21 protein-coding genes and 2 pseudogenes are annotated in these 22,350 nt (G+C 45.1%); 3 read left to right on the forward strand and 20 right to left on the reverse strand.

What is annotated here, in order from left to right; translation table 11 throughout:
- Positions 1–7 precede the first annotated feature (7 nt).
- The 12 genes and pseudogenes from DS742_RS30085 to DS742_RS25955 all read right to left on the reverse strand — a co-directional run bounded on the left by DS742_RS30085 (position 8) and on the right by DS742_RS25955 (position 13,759).
- A pseudogene (locus DS742_RS30085) lies at positions 8–997 on the reverse strand (RelA/SpoT-related domain-containing protein).
- 52 nt (positions 998–1,049) lie between these two features.
- On the reverse strand, positions 1,050–1,964 hold the full coding sequence (locus DS742_RS25905; protein WP_117419808.1) for a DMT family transporter: 915 nt from the start codon (positions 1,962–1,964) through the stop codon (positions 1,050–1,052).
- A 286-nt stretch (positions 1,965–2,250) separates the two neighbouring features.
- Entirely contained in the window at positions 2,251–3,933 is a 1,683-nt protein-coding gene (locus DS742_RS25910) for a GNAT family N-acetyltransferase (protein WP_117419809.1), read from the reverse strand.
- Positions 3,911–5,236 carry a CapA family protein gene (locus DS742_RS25915; RefSeq protein WP_117419810.1) on the reverse strand — a complete coding sequence of 442 codons (1,326 nt, stop codon included), beginning with the start codon at positions 5,234–5,236 and terminating at the stop codon, positions 3,911–3,913. Before DS742_RS25915 ends, DS742_RS25910 begins: the two co-directional genes overlap by 23 nt.
- 80 nt (positions 5,237–5,316) lie before the next feature.
- Positions 5,317–6,054 carry a gamma-glutamyl-gamma-aminobutyrate hydrolase family protein gene (locus DS742_RS25920; RefSeq protein WP_117419811.1) on the reverse strand — a complete coding sequence of 246 codons (738 nt, stop codon included), beginning with the start codon at positions 6,052–6,054 and terminating at the stop codon, positions 5,317–5,319.
- A 31-nt stretch (positions 6,055–6,085) separates the two neighbouring features.
- The gene (locus DS742_RS25925; RefSeq protein ID WP_117419812.1) at positions 6,086–7,174 is read right to left on the reverse strand and encodes a M42 family metallopeptidase; all 1,089 of its coding nucleotides are present in this window, start codon (positions 7,172–7,174) and stop codon (positions 6,086–6,088) included.
- Positions 7,175–7,211: 37 nt separating this feature from the next.
- Positions 7,212–8,012 carry a M55 family metallopeptidase gene (locus DS742_RS25930; RefSeq protein ID WP_117419813.1) on the reverse strand — a complete coding sequence of 267 codons (801 nt, stop codon included), beginning with the start codon at positions 8,010–8,012 and terminating at the stop codon, positions 7,212–7,214.
- Positions 8,013–8,067: 55 nt separating this feature from the next.
- A complete protein-coding gene (locus tag DS742_RS25935) occupies positions 8,068–9,054 on the reverse strand; it encodes an ABC transporter ATP-binding protein (RefSeq protein ID WP_117419814.1) in 987 nt (328 codons plus the stop codon).
- Positions 9,055–9,056: 2 nt separating this feature from the next.
- On the reverse strand, positions 9,057–10,073 hold the full coding sequence (locus tag DS742_RS25940; RefSeq protein WP_330590476.1) for an ABC transporter ATP-binding protein: 1,017 nt from the start codon (positions 10,071–10,073) through the stop codon (positions 9,057–9,059).
- A 14-nt stretch (positions 10,074–10,087) separates the two neighbouring features.
- On the reverse strand, positions 10,088–10,972 hold the full coding sequence (locus DS742_RS25945) for an ABC transporter permease subunit (protein ID WP_117419816.1): 885 nt from the start codon (positions 10,970–10,972) through the stop codon (positions 10,088–10,090).
- Between the two features lie 13 nt (positions 10,973–10,985).
- Positions 10,986–11,906, reverse strand: coding sequence for an ABC transporter permease (locus DS742_RS25950; RefSeq protein WP_117419817.1), 921 nt, complete (start codon positions 11,904–11,906; stop codon positions 10,986–10,988).
- A 155-nt stretch (positions 11,907–12,061) separates the two neighbouring features.
- Positions 12,062–13,759, reverse strand: coding sequence for a glutathione ABC transporter substrate-binding protein (locus tag DS742_RS25955; RefSeq protein ID WP_117419818.1), 1,698 nt, complete (start codon positions 13,757–13,759; stop codon positions 12,062–12,064).
- 224 nt (positions 13,760–13,983) lie between these two features.
- Here DS742_RS25955 and DS742_RS25960 point away from each other — a divergent pair, with 224 nt between their 5' ends.
- A complete protein-coding gene (locus DS742_RS25960) occupies positions 13,984–15,954 on the forward strand; it encodes a sigma 54-interacting transcriptional regulator (RefSeq protein WP_117419819.1) in 1,971 nt (656 codons plus the stop codon).
- A 1-nt stretch (position 15,955) separates the two neighbouring features.
- Here the strand turns inward: DS742_RS25960 and DS742_RS25965 are convergent, their stop codons facing one another.
- The 4 genes from DS742_RS25965 to DS742_RS25980 all read right to left on the reverse strand — a co-directional run bounded on the left by DS742_RS25965 (position 15,956) and on the right by DS742_RS25980 (position 19,026).
- Positions 15,956–17,032, reverse strand: coding sequence for a P1 family peptidase (locus tag DS742_RS25965; RefSeq protein WP_117419830.1), 1,077 nt, complete (start codon positions 17,030–17,032; stop codon positions 15,956–15,958).
- A 48-nt stretch (positions 17,033–17,080) separates the two neighbouring features.
- The gene (locus tag DS742_RS25970; protein WP_205692811.1) at positions 17,081–17,524 is read right to left on the reverse strand and encodes a GNAT family N-acetyltransferase; all 444 of its coding nucleotides are present in this window, start codon (positions 17,522–17,524) and stop codon (positions 17,081–17,083) included.
- 61 nt (positions 17,525–17,585) lie between these two features.
- Positions 17,586–18,191, reverse strand: a complete 606-nt coding sequence (locus DS742_RS25975; RefSeq protein WP_117419820.1) for a P-loop nucleotide/nucleoside kinase family protein — start codon at positions 18,189–18,191, stop codon at positions 17,586–17,588.
- A 76-nt stretch (positions 18,192–18,267) separates the two neighbouring features.
- Positions 18,268–19,026: a class I SAM-dependent methyltransferase gene (locus DS742_RS25980; protein WP_117419821.1), complete on the reverse strand. Its 759-nt coding sequence runs from the start codon at positions 19,024–19,026 to the stop codon at positions 18,268–18,270.
- Between the two features lie 554 nt (positions 19,027–19,580).
- Between DS742_RS25980 and DS742_RS25990 the strand changes: the two genes are divergently transcribed.
- On the forward strand, positions 19,581–20,144 hold the full coding sequence (locus DS742_RS25990; RefSeq protein ID WP_242996831.1) for a GNAT family N-acetyltransferase: 564 nt from the start codon (positions 19,581–19,583) through the stop codon (positions 20,142–20,144).
- Positions 20,145–20,244: 100 nt separating this feature from the next.
- Here DS742_RS25990 and DS742_RS25995 read toward each other — a convergent pair whose 3' ends face one another.
- Complete coding sequence (locus tag DS742_RS25995) at positions 20,245–20,817, reverse strand: flavin reductase family protein (RefSeq protein WP_117419823.1); 573 nt, start codon at positions 20,815–20,817, stop codon at positions 20,245–20,247.
- Between the two features lie 146 nt (positions 20,818–20,963).
- On the opposite strand from DS742_RS25995, the gene DS742_RS26000 reads away from it, so the two are divergent.
- On the forward strand, positions 20,964–21,296 hold the full coding sequence (locus DS742_RS26000) for a winged helix-turn-helix transcriptional regulator (protein WP_117419824.1): 333 nt from the start codon (positions 20,964–20,966) through the stop codon (positions 21,294–21,296).
- A gap of 113 nt (positions 21,297–21,409) precedes the next feature.
- Here the strand turns inward: DS742_RS26000 and DS742_RS26005 are convergent, their stop codons facing one another.
- The 3 genes and pseudogenes from DS742_RS26005 to DS742_RS26015 form a co-directional block, all read right to left on the reverse strand.
- Complete coding sequence (locus DS742_RS26005) at positions 21,410–21,610, reverse strand: hypothetical protein (protein ID WP_117419825.1); 201 nt, start codon at positions 21,608–21,610, stop codon at positions 21,410–21,412.
- A gap of 119 nt (positions 21,611–21,729) precedes the next feature.
- Positions 21,730–21,822 (reverse strand): annotated as a pseudogene (locus DS742_RS30090) (carbon monoxide dehydrogenase); the annotation flags it as partial.
- Positions 21,823–21,903: 81 nt separating this feature from the next.
- On the reverse strand, positions 21,904–22,326 hold the full coding sequence (locus tag DS742_RS26015; RefSeq protein ID WP_205692812.1) for a DUF2871 domain-containing protein: 423 nt from the start codon (positions 22,324–22,326) through the stop codon (positions 21,904–21,906).
- Positions 22,327–22,350 lie beyond the last annotated feature (24 nt).

Below are 22,350 nucleotides of genomic sequence, written 5' to 3' on the forward strand. Positions count from 1 at the left end.
GGATGTTTCAGTCAATCAGATCGTTCTGAAATCTGGACAGATGTTCATACGGAAGAATCAGCCGACCGCGGTACAACCCGCATCCGTCATTGATGAGACTGTTATTCACTGCAGAAAACATATTCACATCTACCTTCGCCAGTTCCAGCTGCTGCAGTTTTCTGACCCGCTCATATGCTTCGTCGAAATAAACACATTCCCCTTCTGGTATTGCGTCCCTTCTGGCCCGCTCACTTTCCTGTTTCTTTTCATATCCGAGGTGGTTCGCTGAGCCGATCTCCGCAATATCATCCATATCTTTGGTACGGAGCTGCATTTCCATATAACACTTTGCGCTTTCATCAAAAAACGTGATATGCAGGGAACGGTATCCGTGCTGTTTTTCATTGGAAATATAATCCCTGTAAAACGGTCTGACTTCTTCGCTCAGCAGAGGAGAAGTACTTATTTTTACTCCGAAAGCCGGTTCTGCCCGGAACCCTCTTTTTTCTAGAAACCCTTTCAGAACGTTTGCAATCTCATACAGATAGCGGATCTCTTCCTCCTCACGCTGTACGTCATCTCTGATATGACATTTGGGCATGGAAATGACAATACGGTATGCAATCAGGTCACGAAATCCGTTCAGCTTCTTTTTCAGTTCTTCCAGAGGCGGTCAGGAACCATTCTCTGTATAGTAATCGTAGATATACTCCACAATATAACCGTTAAATTTTGTTTCCGCCCGGATCAGGGACTTGATCCTGCCTTTAAACGTAAAGGAAAGATACGGGTATTCTTTTGCCATATACTTGTAGAATTCCCTGATCTTCTGGGACTGTGCCGTCAGAAAGTCATTGTGCTCCAGCAGATCCGAAGTACGATTCAAAAATTCACAGTGTATTCTGTCCACCTCATTATTATCTCTGACTGCCGAGATTTTCAGATCTCTGCTGTATTTTTTCAGAATTTTCAGTACCGTATCTCCTGAATATAAATAGTCGTTTAACGATATCATTATCCACACCTCAATTTCTCTTGTTAAACCGATACATCTCCTGAATTTATCCTCAGTTTTTCAGTGACTTCTTTTTATCCGGAAGCTGGGCAAGAATTACAGCCGAAAATACAAGAATACATCCAAACAGTTCCCTTCCGGAAAGATATTCTTTCAGAACCAGCCATCCGGTAAGCGCTGAAAATACAGATTCCAGACTGAGAACGAGAGAGGCTACGGCAGGATCCGTATTTTTCTGAGCAACGATCTGAAGCGTGTACGCTACGCCGCAGGAAAAAACTCCGGCGTAGACCAGCGGCAGCCATGCTGCAAATATATCACCCATCTGCGGCTTTTCATATAAAAACATCGGAACAGAACACAGGATTCCGCTTACAAAAAACTGAATGCATGAAAGACTCACTCCATCCACTTTCGGAGCAAAATAATCAATGATAAGAATATGTATCGAAAATACAACAGCACATAAAAACACAAGAAGATCTCCCGTCCCGATCGTAAACCCTTCGTTAATGCAGAGAAAATACATTCCCACAACAGCCAGACCTACACCTGTCCAGATTTTTGCTCCTGCTTTTTTTCCAAAAAATAATCTGATCATCGGAACGATCAGAATATAGAGCGCCGTGATAAATCCCGCTTTTCCTGCAGTTGTATATACGATACCGGCCTGCTGGAGCGAACTTGCGACGGCAAGAGCCAATCCACAGCAGATTCCGCCGGCAAAAAGCGTCTTTCTGTTTTTTCCCTTATTCACACTTTCTTTCTTTGTATCATTTCTCTTCCCGTTCTGACAATGTAATACAAAAATAACAGGCAAAAGAACGATGCCGCCCATCACACACCGGATCGAATTAAATGTAAACGGTCCCAGGTAATCCATGCCGACGCTCTGCGCGACAAAAGCGCTTCCCCATATGAATGCCGTAAGTGCCAGTAAAATATTATTGAATGATTTATGTTTCATTGTCTCCCCCTGATGAATGTTGCCGGAATAACGTTCCTGAAAACGAAACCCAGAATCAGTATATCACACTTTTCCCTCTTTAGCACTTTAAATTATCAAATAAGCGTAAAATAAAAAATCCGGCAAAATAAATGAGTCACTGTATTCTGCCGGATCTGATATCTGATGATTCTGTTATTCTTTTTTATTGTTTCCCTGCTCAGCTGTATTGCCTGTCAGGAAATATGATATCCGCGGCTGCGGAATATCGTTGCTGATTCTCACCGCCTGATTTCAGACGTTTTTTTCATTCCTTTACATAATAAACAGTGTCGATCCCCTCTCCCCTGTCGTCCTTCAATCTTTTTACCGTATGATATCCCATTTTTTCCAGGATATGCTTCTGTGCCTGATTGGAAGACCATGTACGGAGCGTAATGGGAGCCCCCGGATATCCGGCTCTTATCTCTTTTTCCGCCAGTATATACAGACTCTCTGATATCCCCTGACCGCGCCATTCCGGATCAATACAGAGCGTTGTCATATAACAGGAATCCGGATAGCTGATAAGGTGGCCGCACTGAAAATGATCTTTCCAGGTAATAAATGCACGGACCTTCCCTCTTTCTTTCCAGAGAAGAACATGCTGCCGGCAGATGTCTTCCAGATATGCCCTGATGCCATCCTGTTCTTTCTCTGCCCCGGACCAGTCACTCTGGGATGTACTGTTCCTCGCGGACAGCGGAGGAACAAAATCTTTGTCACAGACTCTGAGCAATTCGTAAATCTGTTCTTTTTCTTCGGCTGAAGATATTGTATCGCGCAAAACAGTCTCACTGCTCTCACAGAAAAAAGGAATTCGGCATACAAGCGCCAGAGCGGCCGCAAGTCCGCTTTCCAGCGTTGAAATATCCAGCCACTCTTCCCTGGTGTGAGCTCCTCCTCCGCGGCAGAACCCGACACAGACAGAGGAAATATTCTGTGACAGAGGAATGTTGCAGTCGGTCGACGCTTCTGAAGCAGCCGGTTCGACTCCCGTTGCCGCCTGCAGTGTTCTGACACAGCAGTTTGTCAGCCGCTCCATCTGAATCGCGTCTGTCTCTCCCGCACAGGGACGTCTGCCGACCTGCTCGCAGCGATATGATACATCACAGCACTTCCGGCTTTCGATTTTTTGCCGCAGATATTCTTCACAGTTTTCCAGAGCTTCTGCCGAATCCGAGCGGAATTCAAACAGTGCAGAAGCCTCCTGGGCAATTGTATTGACCGAAGTACCGCCTTCCATGACTCCCACATTATAAGTTGTGCGTGAATGCTCCGGTATTTTCATCTGATACAGTTCTGTCACCAATCCGGCCAGTTCGGCAACTGCATTTTTCTTTCCAAAGTCAAGAAACGAATGACCGCCCTCCGTCCTGACCTCAATCCGGTAGCGCGAAGAACCGATACACCGGGGATAAACTTTATCTCTGTACAGATCAAATGCAATTACCGCACTGAGCTGTTTCTGAAAAGCACTTGTCAGTGCGCGGATTCCTTTCAGATTTCCCAGCCCCTCTTCTCCCGTATCTGCAGACAGAATCAGACCGCAGGGAAGTTCCGGAGATATTTCATTCAGATATTTCGCCGCCATCAGAAGCATCACGACGTTCACCGTATTATCTCCGATCCCCGGACAGCACCATCTGTCCTGATTTTCCACAAGCTCAAGAACTTCGTCCATGGAAAAAACCGTATCCAGATGTGCGGTAAACAAAATCTTTCTCTCGCATTCCGGCTGATATTCCCAGATAACATTGCCTGCTGCATCACAGTAAGCACCTGAGATGCCCTGCATTTTCATCCATTGCAGACAATACTCCGCTCTCTGTTCTTCATGACCGGTGGCCGCCGGAATCAATACCAGCTCTTTCAGCGTCCGCTTTGCGAGAGGCAGATTCTTTCTGCTGAATTCTGAAAAATCCTCTTCAATTTCCCATCTTCTCCTCATCCGGCACTATCCTTCCTTTCTGATATTTCCATGCTGTTCCGTAACGCCTGCTCACACGTGTGAGATATCCGGCAATTTCTGCCGCCGTCTCGTCCTCCGCTTTATAAGGAATGTTCTTTTCCGGACGATTACGATGCATGCCGAGTTCTACCGGAAGCAGCTCAATATGTTCACATTTTCCGTCCCTAATTTCAAAATACGGCAGAACACTTCTGTAGACTTCCGGGATTTCGTAAAGAGAATGGCTGGACTGCTCCTGACGTTTTGCGATCCCCACAGAAGCTGCCGTATGGATATTCAGTCCATATTTTTCCATATAATCAGAAGGCAGAAGACGAACATACTGATTTTCAAACACAAAATTTCCAAGGCAGTAAAAAACAGGTCTGCCGCGATAAAATTCAATACCTTTGAGCTGATGAGTTCCCCCGCCGATCACCGCACAGGCTCCGGCATCTATACATGCATGGGCAAATTCCTCCAGAAAGTAATCTGCTTCTTCATCATTGTCACTGCGGATCTCATGTGAATGTACCATCACAATGACCGCTTCGCACGTCATCAGAGCTTCTCTGATCATATCCGTCGTCCGCTTCAGATCCCCTGCATCTGCTCTGGAATGTCTGCCCTCTTTTCCGTCTTCACAGACTTCAAAACGTCTGCCTCCGAATTCCATTACACCTTCAGGCAGCGGAGCCACAAATCCCTCCTGCCGGTGAAGATCGCGAAGCCCGTTGATCATTGTCGCCCCTGCAATCTCTTTCAGAACTTTCATATGTTCTTCTGTGACATAATACGTCTCATGAAAGCGCAGAGGATTCAGCCCCGGCCGCCCCGGCTGCCGTTCTGTCTGGCTTCCTGCCCGCGCCGCATCCTCAAACGTCGAACAGATATCAATAACCGCCACCTGTCCGGCAGTCGTATCAACAATCGCCGGTCTGGATGCCTCATACAGATTCTTCCCTGCTCCCGCATATGCAATTTTCCTTTTTTTCAGATGAAACAGTGTCGACTGCAGACCTTCATAGGAATAATCCATTGTGTGATTGTTTGACACACCCAGGACATTAAATCCGTACTGAAGAATATCGTCCAGACATTCTTCCTCTGCCGTAAGCCAGGTACCTCCTGAATAAGCAGAAGCATAACATGTCCCGTCGGAAATCGTTGTCTCAAGATTTGCGGCGCGCACTTCTCCCTGCATCAGAAATTTTCGGATCGGTGATATTCCCTCATAGCCCGGTATCAGACGTTTCATAATGAGAATATCTCCTGCCGCTGTTATTTTAATTGTATCATTCATATTTTTCTGCCTCAAACCAGTCAATTCCGGACAACGGTTTCTTATGCCGTATATCCGGAATTTTCCCTGCTTTCTTTTCCTTACCGATTGTGATATGCTTCGCTTCTCCGTACCAGATCCGCAAATAACTTATTCATCTCAGGAGCGGTATGAATCAGCCCTTCCGGATGCCACTGAACCGCGACAATCTGTCCGTCACTGCTCTCAATGGCTTCCACTGTTCCGTCAGGAGCTACTGCTGAGACTGTCAGATTTCTGCCAAGTTCACGAACCGCCTGATGATGCATGGAATTAACCGCATGTTTTCCTTCACCGAGAATCCCGGCCAGATATGTGTCTTTTCTGATATCCACGTGATGAAACAGGTAACTGCGTTCCAGAGACTGCATATGCAGGATAGAACCCTCCCTCTGAAGATAGAGATCCTGATACAGGGTTCCGCCGCACAGTACATTCAGAAACTGAATTCCTTTACAGATGCCAAGCATTGGGATTTTTTTCTCCAGCGCGTATCTTCCTGCCGCCATCCATGCCTCATCAATCTCAGGACGAATTGTCTGAATCCCCGGAGAGGGTTCCTCTCCGTAATACCATGGACTGACATCTTCTCCTCCCGGCACCAGAATACCGTCACAGAAGGATAAGGCCGATTCCGGATCGTCCAGCATGCTGACGGAGGGAACAGCAATCGGCATTCCGCCGTTATTCAGCACAGCCTCCACATAATCACTGTTTACATATTCACGCTTTGAACTGGAAAATTTAGCCGGCGTTGTTTTATATGTATTTCCAAGAATACCAATGATAGGCTTTATCATAAATCAGATTACCTCGTTTCCTTAATTTTGATCAAAAAAGATCCTGATGACAGATATGGCGGATACGTTCCGCATCCAGACCACGGATTACGGAAGCCGCAAGGCTGCTGGCAGCCTCCATATCCTCCAGTGCACAGAAATTATAATGGCTGTGCACATAACGGGACGGAACACCGAGAACGAGACACGGTACCGCCTTTCCCGTCAGACTGATCTTTCCCGCATTGGTACTTCCGCCTCTTCTCACCGCTTCCTGGTATTTGATTCCGTATTTTCCGGCCAGTTCCTCGGCGTACTCAATAAACTGAGCGTTTGAAATATAACTCTTGTCAACGATACGGATCTGAACACCGTGTTTCATCTGCCCCTGCGCCTGTCCGGCACTGATAAAGAAGTCATCGGAGGGTGAACCTTCAAAAACAATCGCAAGGTCCGGTTTTACAATCTGTGCCGTCACCGCTGCTCCCCGGGTTCCGACTTCCTCCTGTGCAGCCATTGCGCCGACAACATTTACCGGAAGACTGTCTCTTTCCCCGTACAGCTGTTTCATAGTATCCACAATGCAGGCACAGCCGGCACGATTGTCAAAAGCCTTGCCAAAACAGATTCCGTTTTCTTTGTCATAGGAAAATGTCACGTCCGGTACTATCGGATCACCGATATGAATTCCGAAAACTTCCTCTGCCTCCTGACGGCTTGTGGCTCCCACATCCAGATACATCTTTTCAATTTCAAGATTCTGTCCGCTGCGTTCGGAATCCGTCATAAAATGAACCGGCTTCGCACAGATAATTCCGCGCACCATCTTTCCCGACCTTGTTCTTATCTTCACAGAATGTGCCGGGAGACTGGTTAAATGAAAGCCTCCAAGCAGAAGCATCTGGAGTGCACCGTTATCCAGAATGCTCTGCACCATCATTCCGCATTCATCCAGATGCGCATCCAGCTGAACCACAGGTTTTTCTGACTGTACACCCGGCATTCTGACATAAAAATTGTTCATCGCATCATTTGAAATATCAAACTCTCCGCAGTATTCTGCCAGAGTACGCACAACGTCCTCTTCAAAACCGCTTGGTCCGAAAGCGTTGGAAAGCTTTTCTATCATCTGTATATCCATTTTTCTGATCTCCTTCTCACTATTTACAATACCATCATCAGTACACCACAAAACAATGTGCTGTAACAACATCCATCCAACGATCCGTTTCCAGTCTGTTGGTAAATGTATCGATTTTCTGCATTCCCGGATAGAACGACATCGTATAAGCCTTTTTCCAGTCTTTGTACGTCACCTCGTAAGTGAAATGTTCCGGCACCGGAAGACAGCGGATTTCCCCGATACGCCTGACAGCATCTGCAACACCGGAACGGATTCTCTCCTGTACCTTCTCCGGTGAGACGCACCAGGTCGCTGCTCCTTCCCCACGTTTTGTTGCCACCGTTTCAATTCCCGGGAGAAATTCTCCGGCCTGCCGGCAGATTTCTTCATCGCCTGAAAGGAAAAGAACCGGAACACCGTGGGAAGCGGCTGTGTAACTGTTCAGCATACATTCACTCATAAATTTTCCGTTCAGGCGGATATACAGGCTGTTTCCCGTTGACGTATGGCTGATGGAAAAACAGGGATTCCCCGCAGGCGCATGGTAGCCGAGAAATAAAACTCCGTCGAATGTATCATCAATACCGTACATCATATTATACGGGTGTCCGCTCTTTCCGCGAATCAGCGTCACATATTCCGGCATTTTCAGAGGGTCAATGTTGGAAGCATCTCCATGCCCGTCCTTTACAACGATTTCGTCCGCTCCCGCCTCATGAGCAGCCTCACAGGCAGCTACAACTTCTTTTGTCATCTCTTCTGCATAGCTGCGATATACACTTTCCGTCTTATGCGTTTCCGCCGGCATTGCCAGACCCGCGCAACCCTCAATATCAGCACTGAGAAACAATTTCATCTGTAAACCTCCGATAAACTTCCTTTTTCATCCGTATGTTTCTATACAGTCATATTCAGACTGTTTTATTTCTGTCATCATACAAATGACAGTACACATAATGTCCCTCATCCACCTCATAACGTTCCGGCGGAATACTTTTGCAGCATTCCATACATTTCGGACAACGCGTATGGAATTTACATCCTGCCGGCGGTTTATGGGCGGACGGAATGCTTCCGGAGAGAAGAATACGTTCTCTTGGCGCTTCCGGGTCCGGTATCGGCACTGCCGAAAGAAGCGCCTGGGTATACGGATGCATCGGGTTACTGTAAATTTTATCTTTATCTCCGACCTCCACAAAATTTCCCAGGTACATAACACCCACCCGGTCACTGATATACTCCACAACACTGAGGTCGTGCGCTACAAAAATATAGGTAAGATTCAGATCTTTTTTCAGCTCATTGAGCAGATTCAGCACCTGTGCCTGAATGGAAACATCCAGTGCGGATACCGGCTCGTCTGCAATAATCAACTGAGGTTCCACGGCAAGAGCCCTTGCAATTCCGATCCTCTGTCTTTGTCCGCCTGAGAATTCATGAGGATAACGGTTGGCATGATACGTGTCAAGGCCGACCCGGTGCAGCAGATCAATTACCTTTTTTTCCAGATCCGCCTGATCCTTGTACAGTTTATGCACCTTCAAAGGTTCTGCAACAATTGAAAAGACTGACATTCTGGGATTCAGAGATGCATAAGGATCCTGAAATACCATCTGCACTTTTTTGCGAACAGAACGCATCTTTTTGTTATTATAGCCGGTGATTTCTTCCCCATCGAGAAAAATCTTTCCCGCCGTGGGCTGCTCCAGCTTGCAGATTGCTCTTCCCAGTGTGGATTTTCCGCACCCGGACTCTCCTACGATTCCGAAAACCTCACCCTTCCTGACTTCAAAACTGACACCGTCTACTGCTTTTACATAGTCTTTTTTCCCGATAGATGCTCCTGATACCGGATAATAAACCTTCAGGTCATCCACCTTCAGCAAAACGTCTTTCAAGTTCAGACACCACCTTTCTGGCCGTCATTTTCCGATGCAGTACTGTTCTCGCACATCCAGCATCTGCTGATATGTCCTTCTTCCGGCATTCTGAAAAATCCCGGCTCCTCTTTCCGGCATTTTTCTTTTGCATAAGGACATCTGGGAGCAAACTTACAGCCTTCCGGCATATATTTGGGATTTGGAACATTTCCCGGAATTGACTGCAATTCTTTTCCCGCATCTCCGACTCTTGGAATTGACGCCAGCAGTCCCCGGGTGTACGGATGGGAAGGGTTGTAAAAAATTGACTTTACATCTCCTTTTTCCACCACGCGGCCGCAGTACATAACCGCCACATCGTCGCAGATTTCTGCCACCACACCGAGATCATGTGTGATAAACAGTATCGAAGTTCCCGTTTCTTTTTTCAGCTGATTCATCAGATCAAGGATCTGCGCCTGGATTGTTACGTCCAGTGCCGTCGTCGGCTCATCTGCAATCAGAATTTCCGGTTTGCACACCAGTGCCATTGCAATCATGACCCTCTGGCGCTGTCCTCCGGAAAGCTGAAACGGATATTCTTTCATCATATGGTGTACTCGCGGCACACCGGTCATTGTCAGCATTTTTTCCGCTTTTTCATATGCTTCTTTTTTGGAAATTTTTTCATGCTGGAGAACACATTCCACAATCTGATCTCCGATTTTCATGACCGGATTCAGACTCGTCATCGGTTCCTGAAAAATCATGGAAATTTTATTTCCCCTGATTTTTCTCCGCTCCTCCTTGCTCAGGCTTACAATATCTTTACCGTCCAGCAGGATTTCTCCCTCTGCAATTTTGCCTTTCGTTCCTGTGAGAAGTCCCATAACAGAAAGCGAGGTAACACTTTTTCCACTGCCCGATTCTCCCACAATCCCGAGCGTGGAACCGCGTTTCAGTTCCACATCCACACCATCAACAGCCTTTACCACGCCGTCGTCGGTGTAGAAGTAAGTATGTAAATTTTTGATTTCAAGTACGTTATCTGTTGCCACTTCTGATCCTCCTATCATTCAGAGAGTTTTGGATCCAGAGCATCACGAAGCCCATCGCCCAGAAGGTTAAAGCTCAGGACAGTAAGGAAAATCGCAAGTCCCGGAAAAATCGTCACATACATTGCGCTTGTCATGTAGTTTCTTCCGTTGGAAAGCAGGAGTCCCCACTCCGGTGTCGGCGGCTGAGCACCCATTCCAAGGAAAGACAGACTGGAAGCCGTCAGAATAGAAGAACCAAATGACATGGAATACTGTACAATGATATCGGGAATTGCTCCCGGCAGAATATGGCGGAAAAGAATTCCCGCATCCGAAACGCCTATATTTTTTGCCGCCATGACAAACACGGAATTCTTCAGCGTAAGTGTCCTGCTTCGCACAAGACGGGCAAAGGTCGGAGTGGAAAACACAGCCACTGCAATCACAACATTCGTCATACCGCTTCCGAGGATCGCCACAATGGCAATCGCCAGAATAATTCCTGGAAATGCAAATAAAACATCACAGATTCTCATAATAATGGAATCAATGATTCCGCCGTAATATCCCGCCAGAAGTCCGAGAATAGTACCGCACACAGCACCTACCGTAACAGCACCGAAACCAACCGCAAGGGAAATTTTTGTTCCTGAAAGTATTCTTGAAAACAGATCCCTTCCAAATTCATCTGTTCCAAAAAAATGTCTGAGGGAAGGACCCTGAAGAATGGCAGAATAATCATATTCATTGATTTTGTAAGGAGCTATTATATCCCCGAAAAATGCAAGAAAAATGAGAAAGATAATAAAGCAGAGAGCAATCACTGCGTTTTTCTGTTTTTTGAATTTACGAACTGCCTCTGAAAAAGGAGTCCTAATCCTGTCCTGATTTTGAGTCTGTATTTTTTTGTTTTTTTTCATTTTCACTCATCTCCTATTGCAGTTTGATTTCCGGATTCAGTACTGCGTACAGAACATCCACCAACAGATTGATTACAATAAATTGCAGAGAAAAGATCAAAATCAGTGACTGAATCGCCGGATAATCTCTGTAATTAACCGACTCAATCAGAAGAGAACCAAGCCCCGGATACGCGAAGACCGTTTCTGTGACAACAGATCCGCCCAGCAGAAATCCGAACTGAAGTCCTACAACTGTAACAACAGAAATCATGGAATTGCGGAACACATGTTTCCACACAACCACCTTTTCTCTGATTCCTTTTGCTCTTGCTGTCCGGATATAATCTTCTTTAAGAATTTCCACGATAGAAGATCTGGTAAAACGCGCTATGATTGCAGCAATTCCAAGTCCAAGCGTAATGGAAGGCATAATCAGACCTTTCCAGTCAGAACTGCTGGTGGTAGGCAGAATTTTCATTTTCACCGCCAACAGCATAATCAGCAGGAAACCTATCCAGAACGACGGCAGCGAAATACCTGATACCGCGACCGTCATACCTGTATAATCCTGCCACTTTCCTCTGTGTGTGCCCGACCAGACTCCAAACAGGACACCTGCTATTGCACTCCACAGCAGAGTAACTGCTGCCAGACGAACCGTATTTCCGAATCTTCCGGAAATTTCTTCCAGTACAGGCCGTTTCGTTCTCAGAGATGTTCCGAGATCCCCATGCAGAAGTCCTGAAACATATGTGATATACTGAGTTGTCACAGGTTTATTCAGACCCAGCCGTTCACGGACAGCTTCCACATCCTGCTGAGTCGCCTGTTCACCGGCCACCAGTCTTGCCGGATCGCCAGGTATGATCCTCACAAACAGAAAAACAAATGTTACTACTATAATCAGTGTGGGAATTGTACCCACAATACGCTTCAGCAGATATTTTAGCATATTGCATCTCCTACTTTCTTAATAGCAGGTACAATCCCTGCGGATTATTTCCTGCCGATCTCTCACAAGAAACCAGCGCCCTTTTTCAGGACGCTGATTCTTTTCTGTAAAAACTGTGATACTGTCCTATTCGGCTTGCGCCTCAGTATGTCTTATCATTCTCCGGCCATTCTTGCATTTCTCATGCAGACGCTTCCGTCACCCAGCAGATATACACCTGTAATGTTGCTGCTTGTCGCCCAGAGATTTGCACTGTTTGCTATGCAGACAAGCGGAACCTCTTCCCATACAATATCCTGTATCTGCGCATAGATATCAGCACGCTTCTCCTCATCTGCCGTGGAAAGTCCGTCCTTGAGAAGCTGATCAACTTCTTCGTTCTCATAATAGCTGATGTTGTAGCTCATCGGCGGTTCGGACTCGATTGCAAGCATCGGACGCAGACCCCAGTCGGCATCACCGGTAGATGTTGACCATCCGCTCATATAGCATTCAACTTCTGCTTCGCTTCCGGGAACATCCGCTCCCTGAACCTTTTCATTTACAAGCGCACTCTCCATACCTTCCAGCTCAAGTGTAATTCCTACCTCTGCCAGCTGCTGCTTGTAGAATTCCGCTGCTTTCTGATTTCCGGTTGTATTGGAGTAAATCAGGCTGGTAGTAAATCCGTCCGGATAACCTGCCTCAGCCAGAAGCTCTTTTGCCTTTTCCGGATCATACGGATACGGATCGTTTGCTTTGTAATGCTGCACTTCTTCTCCGATCATGGAAGTCGCAACGGATCCATAACCATTCGAAACAACCTGAACATATGCTTCTTTGTTAATCGCATAAGCAATCGCCTGACGGACTCTTACATCATTGAACGGTTTCTTCTGATTGTTCATGAAGAAATAATAAACTGTGATACTGTCTCCCTCGCCGACTGACACGTTAGAGTCCGCTTTCAGTGTATCAACGCTCTCTGTAGGTACTGACCATGTAATCTGCGCATCACCGGACTGCATTGCCGCTACACGGGTTGCACTCTCGGCAACAGGCTTGAAGGTAATTGTTTTGAAACCTGCGTCCGAAGCGGCAAGTGCGGTTCCTCCGCAGATATCCGCATCATATCCCCACCAGTCAGGATTCAGTTCCAGAGTCAGGTGATCTCCTGCCACCCACTCTACAAACTTGTACTGACCTGTACCAACCGGATTCTGTGCACATGCATCCACTCCGGCCTGAATCTGTGCAGGACTCATAATCAATGTAGCCGGATGAGCCAGATTACTGATAAATGCTCCGAAAGGCTCTGTCAGATAAATTTTTACTGTATAATCATCAATTTTTTCTGCATGATCCAGAGTGTTGCACAGGAATGTGGTTCTCTTCAGTCCCAGATCCTTGTCAGCCCATTTATCAATATTTACAAGCAGAGCATCTGCATTCCACGGTGTTCCGTCAGTAAAGCTGATTCCCTGGCGCAGATGAATGGTATATTCCGTTGCCTGATCATTTGCTTCATAATCTGTTGCCAGCATCGGAATAATCTGCATGTTTTCATCAAATCCGAACAATCCGTCCATCATCATACGCTGAATGCCTCCGGACAGTGTATCAGATGTATCCATTGGATCCATTGTCGTAAAATCGACAGAGACCATAGCCGTTACATCCTGCTGCTGCGATACCGAAGCTCCGTCGGCAATCGTAATCGTCGCGGTATCTGACGCCGATGAAGAAGACGTGGAAGATGCAGAAGCCGATGAAGAGGCAGAAGATCCTCCCGCTGCGCCACCGCTTCCGCAAGCCGTCAGAGCCAATGCGGAAACAACTGCTAAAAGTGTTCGCATAACATGTCGTTTTTTCATACTTACTCCTCCTGTTTCACAACCAGTTTTTAAATCAAAAAGGCAGAGCGGTACTTTTTATTAAATAGCCTCTCTGCTTATTTAGCAGTATAAAGTGTCACCCTGCAGTTGTCAATAAAATTTTAACTCATTTTTTCGTAAAATTTTGTTTTTTTCGTTTTTAGGATGATTATTTTTACGGTTTATGTTATAATTATCCTAAATTTTTGAAAGGAGGAATTCTCATGCGGCCCGATAAAACTTGCGGAAATATTCTTATTATCTCCAGTAAACAGAAAATTGTCTCTGAGCATCAGACATACCTTCATTCTCTTCTGGGGCAATATCTGGTGTTCAATACACTTGTCTCTGATAAGATAACAGATCCGTCACAGTTCAAGGATTATCAGTGTCTCCTCTTTATAACTCAGAATGAAAAAGACCGGTTTCCTTTCCACCTGGATGAGAGCATTCTTCAGATTGTCTGCACACGGACATTTAACCATACCTATCTCAGCAAAATTATTCAGCTGCCTCCGCACGAACGGGTTTATCTGGTAAATGACGAAAAAGATTCCACACTCGCCATTATCAGTCAGCTGAAAGAATGCGGACTCACGCAGTATGAATTTGTCCCTTTTTACCCGGGATGCGAGGACACGGAGTCAGACATTACTTTTGCAGTGACGGCAGGCGAACCGCAGCTGGTTCCGAAACGAATTCAAAATGTTCTGGATATCGGAAACCGAATCGTGGATATCTCAACAATTCTGGAGCTATGTGAATATTTTCATATTCCCCGGCTTGCAGTCAACCGCGTAACCCGCAGCTATATCAATCAGATTCTTCGTACGATCAAGACAACCGATACCTATTATACAAATTTCCTTCAGACACGCCATCTGATGCGTTCTGTTCTTTCCTCACTCCCCACGGGAATCTGCCTATACGGATGTGACGGCCGCATCTCCTTTATGAACATGCGTTTTGCCCAGATACTGGATCTCCCGTCAAACAACTTTCAGGGACAGCCTTTTTCCGACTGTCTTCCGAAGTGCTGCTCTGATATCGCTCTGAACCGGAACGGAGAATGGGATATTCCTCTTGCCAATGGCAGAAATACCGTTCGCATGAACATACTGAATCTGATGTCTCCCGTGGATTCCCCCATGTTTCTCGCTTTTTTTCCGGAACAGAACTCCGTATCCATTCGCATGGAAACAGATGAAAACAGGAAACCCGAAGAACCGGCACAGCTTACCCATTACTTTTTTTCTCTCTTCACATCGCCGGAAATCAAACTTCTGACCAACCAGGCAAAACATCTGGCCTTATACGATTTTCCTGTACTGATTTTCGGACAGAGCGGTACCATGCGCCTTACTCTTGCCAGAATGATCCACAGCTGTTCCAAAAGATACTCCTATCCCTTTACTGTTCTTCATTCCCCCGGCAGCGATCTGACGGAATCCGCCCTTCGAAAGATACTGGAAGAAACCAACCACGGAACACTTGTACTGTCTCAGGCAGACCGTTTTCCTCCAGAGGTGCAGGACCTGCTCACAAATATTCTCATGAATACCTACGGGAATTTCTTTTCCGCACCTGAATCCTATCGCTATGACGTGCGTATTATCAGCATCGCTGATGAAAATCTGTATGAAAAAGTTGAAAACGGAACTTTTCTGAGAGATCTGTTCTGCTTTCTGTCCGCTTCTGAAATTCATACAGTGTCCCTTCAGGAAATCAGAAATGATATTCCTCTGCTCCTTGATCATTTTCTGAGACAGTTATTTCAGGATTCGGACATATCTGCTGAAAATATACTTTCCGCCAGTCTTCTGGATTTTATGAAACACTACAGATATCCGGGAAATCTGCGGGAACTCTACAATCTGTCCTGCTGTTTCTACACAAAATTTTCAGGGCACCAGCTGGTGCTTTCCGATCTGCCTTTCTATCTCCGCAAACAGTACAGAATGCAGACGCCGGCTCTTACTGATCTGCAGACCGCAGTTCTCCGGTATCTGTCCTCTCATCCGAAAGCCGGACGGAATACCATACGCCTTGGGCTTTCTGAGTCAGATATCTTTGTTTCTGATGCATCACTCAGAAATGTGCTGAGCCAGCTGGCAGAAAACGGATTTCTGATCGTACACCGCACTAAGGGAGGCTGTGAAATCACTGAATCCGGAAAACTCGTGATCGGGCAGTAAATCAGCGCTGCCCGGCACTCTCCTGCCTGTCCCGTATCTTCAGAAATTCTGACAGGCTCCGGTACCATCTTCCATCCAGCCCCTGCCTTGCCTGAGCGGCCGTCATCGAATTCAGAATTGCTTCCTCCGTACTCTCGGCTACAGCATCAAATACGGGATTCAGCATATCTTCCCGAAGTCTGAGACAGGAATCAACCACATTCCCATTTCCCGCTTTTACCCGGTTTGCTGTCGTAAATCCGATCATTACTTCGCCGCTTCCGTGCCCGGTATACGAACCGGTTCTCGCAATTCCGACACCGCACCTGCGTATGATTCTGTACAGCTGGCGCTCTGTAACCGGAAGATCCGTTGCAACAACTGTCATGATGGAACCGCGGTCTTCCGTGTTATATCCGTCCTCCTGCCGCAGACATTCCTTGATTCTGAGTCCGACCGGCTCTCCGCTCACTTTCAGATCCTCTGTCGCTCCAAAGTTTGTCTGTACAAGTACGCCGATTGTGTAGGAACTTTCTCCTATTCTGACAATTCTGGAGGAAGATCCGATGCCTCCCTTCAGTCCATAGCAGACGGTTCCTGTCCCTGCCCCCACATTGCCTTCTTCAAAATCTGGACCAGCCTCCGAAATTGCCGTCCGCAGTTCATTTTCACCTGCAATTCTGTTCTGAATCCTGTTGATTCTCGAATCATTGCATTCACCCACAACCGGATTGATGGAAAAAATTTCTTCTCCCTCTTTTCGCGTTTCATCAATCATATACGACACCAGTGCATCTGCCATTTTTCCCACATTCAGTGTATTCGTCAATACGACAGGGGTTTCCAGCGTTCCCAGCTCTTCCACCTGCATGAGCCCACATGTCTTTCCGAATCCGTTATGTACATAGACTGCAGCAGTATATTTTTCCAGATACGCATTGTCCTTTCCGGGCAGCACCACAGTCACACCTGTATGCTGCATCCCCTCATCTACTGTCCAGTGCCCCACCTGTACTCCCGGTACATCCGTAATTTTATTTTTTTCACCTGTCTTATATTTTCCGATTACATATCCGAAATCGCGAATTCTTCTGTTCATATTTCTTCCCGCTCCTTCCAAACAATTTTATCTCTTCTGAACGATATATTATGTATCAATCCTGTCCAGAGTATGAATATTTTTATTTCTGTATACAAGATCGTCTCTTTCAGAAAATCCAATCCTCTCCCAGAAACCGTTACCCACATGATTTCTCTCGAACGCTACCAGCGCTACTTTATTTATCCCTTCTCTGTCCAGAGCATTCATTGCACATTCAACAAGCTTTTTTCCGATTCCCTGTTTCCTGTGATCTTCCAGTACTGCGGTATGATGGATATATCCTCTTCTTCCGTCATGCCCGGCCATAATGACTCCGATTATCGCACCGTCACATTCTGCCACAAAACTCGTTGTCGGATTCCGTTTTAAATACTTGTCAACTCCTTCTCTGCTGTCGTCTTTTGAATTCAGGCCCATACCGGGTGTGTGCATCCACAGATCATATACTTTATCGTAATCTGCTATCGACATTACTCTGATTTCCGTCATTACAGTCACCTCCGTTGATCGGTTAAGTGTTTTCTCAACTATATACCAATAAATATGAGTGTCAGCCATTTAATATTTTTTCTCTGTAATCTGTTATCTGATTTATCAGTGTTTCTATCTGTACTTTACTAAAATCTGTTGTATCCACAACAATGCGCGGTCCATTCGCAGTAAAGCTGTCCATCCCCCTTTCAGTAATGCCATTCACAAACTCCTCATACGAAACAGATTTGACAGTTCTGTTCGGATTTTTTTCGGGATAGACGTCATTTACAATATGACCCCGGTGTCTGTCCGGACTGTTATTTCTCTCTGCAAAACGTTTATATATTTGAGAATAGTTTCCTGTCAATGTCACAGTAATTGCTGTATATGCATATCTTTCAAGAATCTCCATCAGAGGTTCTTTTGATATTTTTTCAAAATTATTTTCCAGTATGAACGGCTGATTGTTTTTCATCAACTGTGCCGCCGTATAATACATAATATTCATACTGGCAATCCCCAGTTTGACTTTCTCATCCCTGGACTTAAACCCCAGATCATCATACAGCAATTCTTTAATCCTGTCTTTTGAAATAACAGGCAGCCCGAAATGTTCAGCCAACCGTACTGCCATCGTACTCTTTCCTGCTGCAGGAATACCGGTCACCAGAATGCAATACATATTCAAACCTCCACATCAACTGATATATAATGTCTCACTGTTTCATCTATTTGCAGCACAAAATCTTCAGAAACATTTATTTTTTGGCAACAATCAGATATCGATGAATTGTTCCCTCAATCCTGCCTTCTTTTTCTATCGTATCCTGCATTTTTAACAGTTGTTCAAAACACTGATCTACAGAAAAACCGGGAAACTCCCATTCTATTATATGGGCAAACCATACAAACGCCCCTACATCATAGAATTTTATCGGGCGATATGCTTCTTCCGCCCGAACAATTTCAAATCCGGCAGTTTCAAAATGTTTACGCTGTTCTGTTAAATTCAGGTGCGGAAAGGGTTTATCAGTTTCCGGCAACACCATTTCAACCAGATCCCTATCATTATCTCCGCCTACCTGTTCCGTAATGAACAATCCATTCTGACGTAAGATACGAAACAGTTCTCTCTCATCAAAATCTCCATGCCTGTTGATAATTAAATCAAAAGATTCATTTTCAAACGGAATATTTGACGGATCATCACATTCCCTGAAATTAATTCCCAATGGCAGCAACTTTTTACGGCACAGTTCAACATTCGGCGGATACCCTTCCGTTGCGGCCGTTCTGCCATATGGATGATGTAAAGACAGCAGAAACTCGCCGCCACCGGTATCATAATCCATGATATTCAAATTTCTGCACAGATACTGCCTCACAATCTCCTCATAATCCCACGGCAAGTCATTTTCTTCCTCATATCTGCCATGAATATGCGAAAAATCCCAGCCATGGATATGCGCAGCTTCTTCTTCCTGTTTCCAAATGTTTCTCAGATATTGTTTATTCATAAAACTGCCTTCCTTTCATTCGAATCATTAAAATTCCTGACAGATGCAGTTTCTGACAACATAAACAAAATATCAGCCTCGATACAGCCTGCTGTCAGCTTTTAAAACTGCATCGAGTAGTTAATTCGTTTCATCGCTGATTACCTCCGGAACTTCTGATTTTTATTTTCTCATTTTATCACATTTATATTTCCAATGCCATTCCCATATCAGTCCTGCGTCACTGCATAAGGGTAATACCATCGATGACGGGCAGACTGAAACTCTGCAACATAATATTTTTTTATCTCTTCTATTTTTTTAATCTGTAAACTGAAGATATCTTTCTCTCTTACTCCGGAAACAGTGTTCCGGCTTTCAGAAAATCTGAATCCGGAACACTTACAGACCATTCAGAATTAGTTTCTTTTTAAGTCTGAAAATTTCGAAAATTATTGTAAATGTTGGAAAATTCAGGTGCTTTATGATATTATTATGCTATTAAACACGGAGTTTTCAGTCAGGGATCAGAAATGCAAAGATTATATCAAAGAACCGAAACAACAGATGTTAAAATGAAAGAAAGGAAATATAATGTTCCATCCTCCATGAAACATTATACAGGCATGTTAAATATGAGCAAAATCAAATTAGAACCATGGAACAGGGAAAAATGTGACAAACTGTCAGAAATCTGTAATCACATTGACAGAAGTTATTTAAGCAATATGATACCGGATCCCTATACGGTAAAGGATGCTGATTACTGGTTGAATATAGCAGAAAAACACGACGGAGCGGACGGAATTTTCAGGGCCATCATTTATAATGGCGAATATGTCGGTAATATATCAATTGAAAAAAAGCAGGATGTATATTCAAAAGATGCTGAAATCGGCTATTATATCAGAAGAGAATACTGTTCAAGAGGAATTGCTACGGAAGCTGTAAGACTGGCATGCAAAGAAGCTTTTGAAAAACTGGATATTGTCAGAATAACATCTCTGGTATTTTCTGCAAACAACGCTTCTAAAAGAGTTTTGGAGAAAAACGGTTTCGTGTATGAAGGTGAGATGAAAAACGCAGTTTTTAAAAACGAAACTATATATAATTTATGCATCTATGGCAAGTACAGATAAAACGTAAGCACTTTACAACGGCTGGACAGGCCGCAGACCAGTTTCCACCGGACCGCAGATCAGCCTTCCAGCCGCTCTTTTTATCATCAGAATACCGCACTTATTTCTTCATCAGATCAGCACCGCTGCGCCATGCCTGACCGACTTTCTCCCCGATGGCATAATATCCATTCTGCATCTGATCAAAGGCAAAAGCGTGAAGTTTTCCCGCGTCGATTTTTCCGGCCTCGTCCAAAACTTTTTCGTCTGCAATCACATTGACAATCTTTCCGAGTACACGCAGGCCATAGGGCTGGGACTGCATCTCCACGACCTCACACTCTAATGTGAGCGGATATTCAGTAATGACAGGGGCGTCCACTCTCTCACTTTTGACAGCGTGAAGTCCTGTACGCTCGAATTTATCCGCCATCTTGTTGGAGCTGGCAATTCCGAAAAAGTCAGATTCCCGAAGCGTATCTGTTCCGGGAACAGAGAGAGTGAATGCTTTTCTGCTTTCCAGATTGGCTACCGTTTTATGTTCTGCTTCCAGATTCAGCGCGACCATATCTTCAGCGCAGATTCCTCCCCACGCCATCATCATCACGTCGACCGTATTATCTTCATTGTAAGTACCGATCATATAAGTCGGCATAGGAAACAAGTATGGTTTGACTCCAAAATTCTTTGACATAATTATAACTCCTTTCATATTAACCGGATTGACTTTATCCGTTTCTGATATTACAATTATAACAAGAATAGAAAGCAGAACAAGTACGCACATTTAAGTGCGATACTAACATTAAGATAATATACTTACTTTCAGGAGAGTGTAAAATGAGCATAGAATGTATCAGAGATGCCAATTTGGAAGAAACCGGGTTCAGCTACACTATGTCCCTGATACAGGGAAAATACAAGATGTTTATCCTGTATGCCCTGATGGGATTTAAAGTTGTGCGCTTTAATGAATTAAAGAAATATATCAAAACCATTTCCTACAAAACGCTGAGTACCACGCTAAAGGAACTGGAGGCAGACGGACTTGTGCATCGGGAGGAATATCCCCAGATTCCGCCCAAGGTAGAGTACAGCCTGACAGAACGGGGAAAATCGCTGATCCCGATTTTAGACAGCATGTGTGACTGGGGAGAAAAAAACAGAAGATAGCCTCTGAAAAAAGTATGATATTTTCATCCTGAAGAATTTCCACATGCCGGCCAATCTCCTTTGGATCCATATCCTGATTATCTGCCGTTGTCTTTGTTTATCTCTGTCTTTTTCTACTTCAGTTCTTCCAGATACGATTCCAGCGCAACATCTTCCGGAATTGTAAATCCGCATCGGCTGCATACGCTGTGTCCTATGGTTCGATTATCTCTTTCAAATACTTCAATGCCTTCCCCTGCCCCGCGCTCCGGGCAGTCAATTTCTTTGATTACCGCCATTTTCCGGACATCCTGGCAATCTGCAAATGCGATCATTCCTATCACCTGCCTCCTATAAAATCAAAACATATCTGTTTTCTGTACCGCCGCATCGTCAAACCTTTTTACTCCTGCGGAAATCCTCTCCTTTTCTCAAATACCCAGTTTTTCTATAATCTCCCCGTCTCGCAAAGATACTGGATCAATAAACCACACAACATTGTTTTTCCTACACCGCCTTTTCCTGATACTGCAATGATATGCCCCATAAAACTCCTCCATATCCCTGAAAGATACACTCAGCCGTTTTTTCTTTTACAGCTTCTTCACAAAAAGAGCACGTATCGCATTCAGCGCAGCGATAAAATTGATACACTGCGCCTGATCTGCACCAACAGCAGCAGCAGACTGATTCCCAGCAGGATATGTCCAATCCCGGCAATACCGGAAATCGCCGCATTCAGACTGTTGGGAAGCGCAGTTCCCAGCACTTGAATCACACCCCGCACCACAAACATCGCAGCAGTCAGATTCAGACCGATATGATAAACAGCCAGTATCCGTCCGGTCTTAGCCTCGGTAAAAGAAAAGTTCTTTTCCAACAGGAGAAGGAGCAGGAAAAACACCATGCCCAACAGGAAGTAATGGGTATGTACCACCCCCAGAGTGGTTTTGGCGGTAAAGCCGTTGAACTTGGTAAACTCTCGATAGAACGCGCCTCCAATCATTGCAAGAACGGCGTAAAGCAGCGCCGTATTCATATATTTTTTCATGTTCATTCCTCCTAGTATAATAAT

This window comes from Lacrimispora amygdalina, from assembly GCF_003432035.1.
Classification (GTDB): domain Bacteria; phylum Bacillota; class Clostridia; order Lachnospirales; family Lachnospiraceae; genus Lacrimispora; species Lacrimispora amygdalina.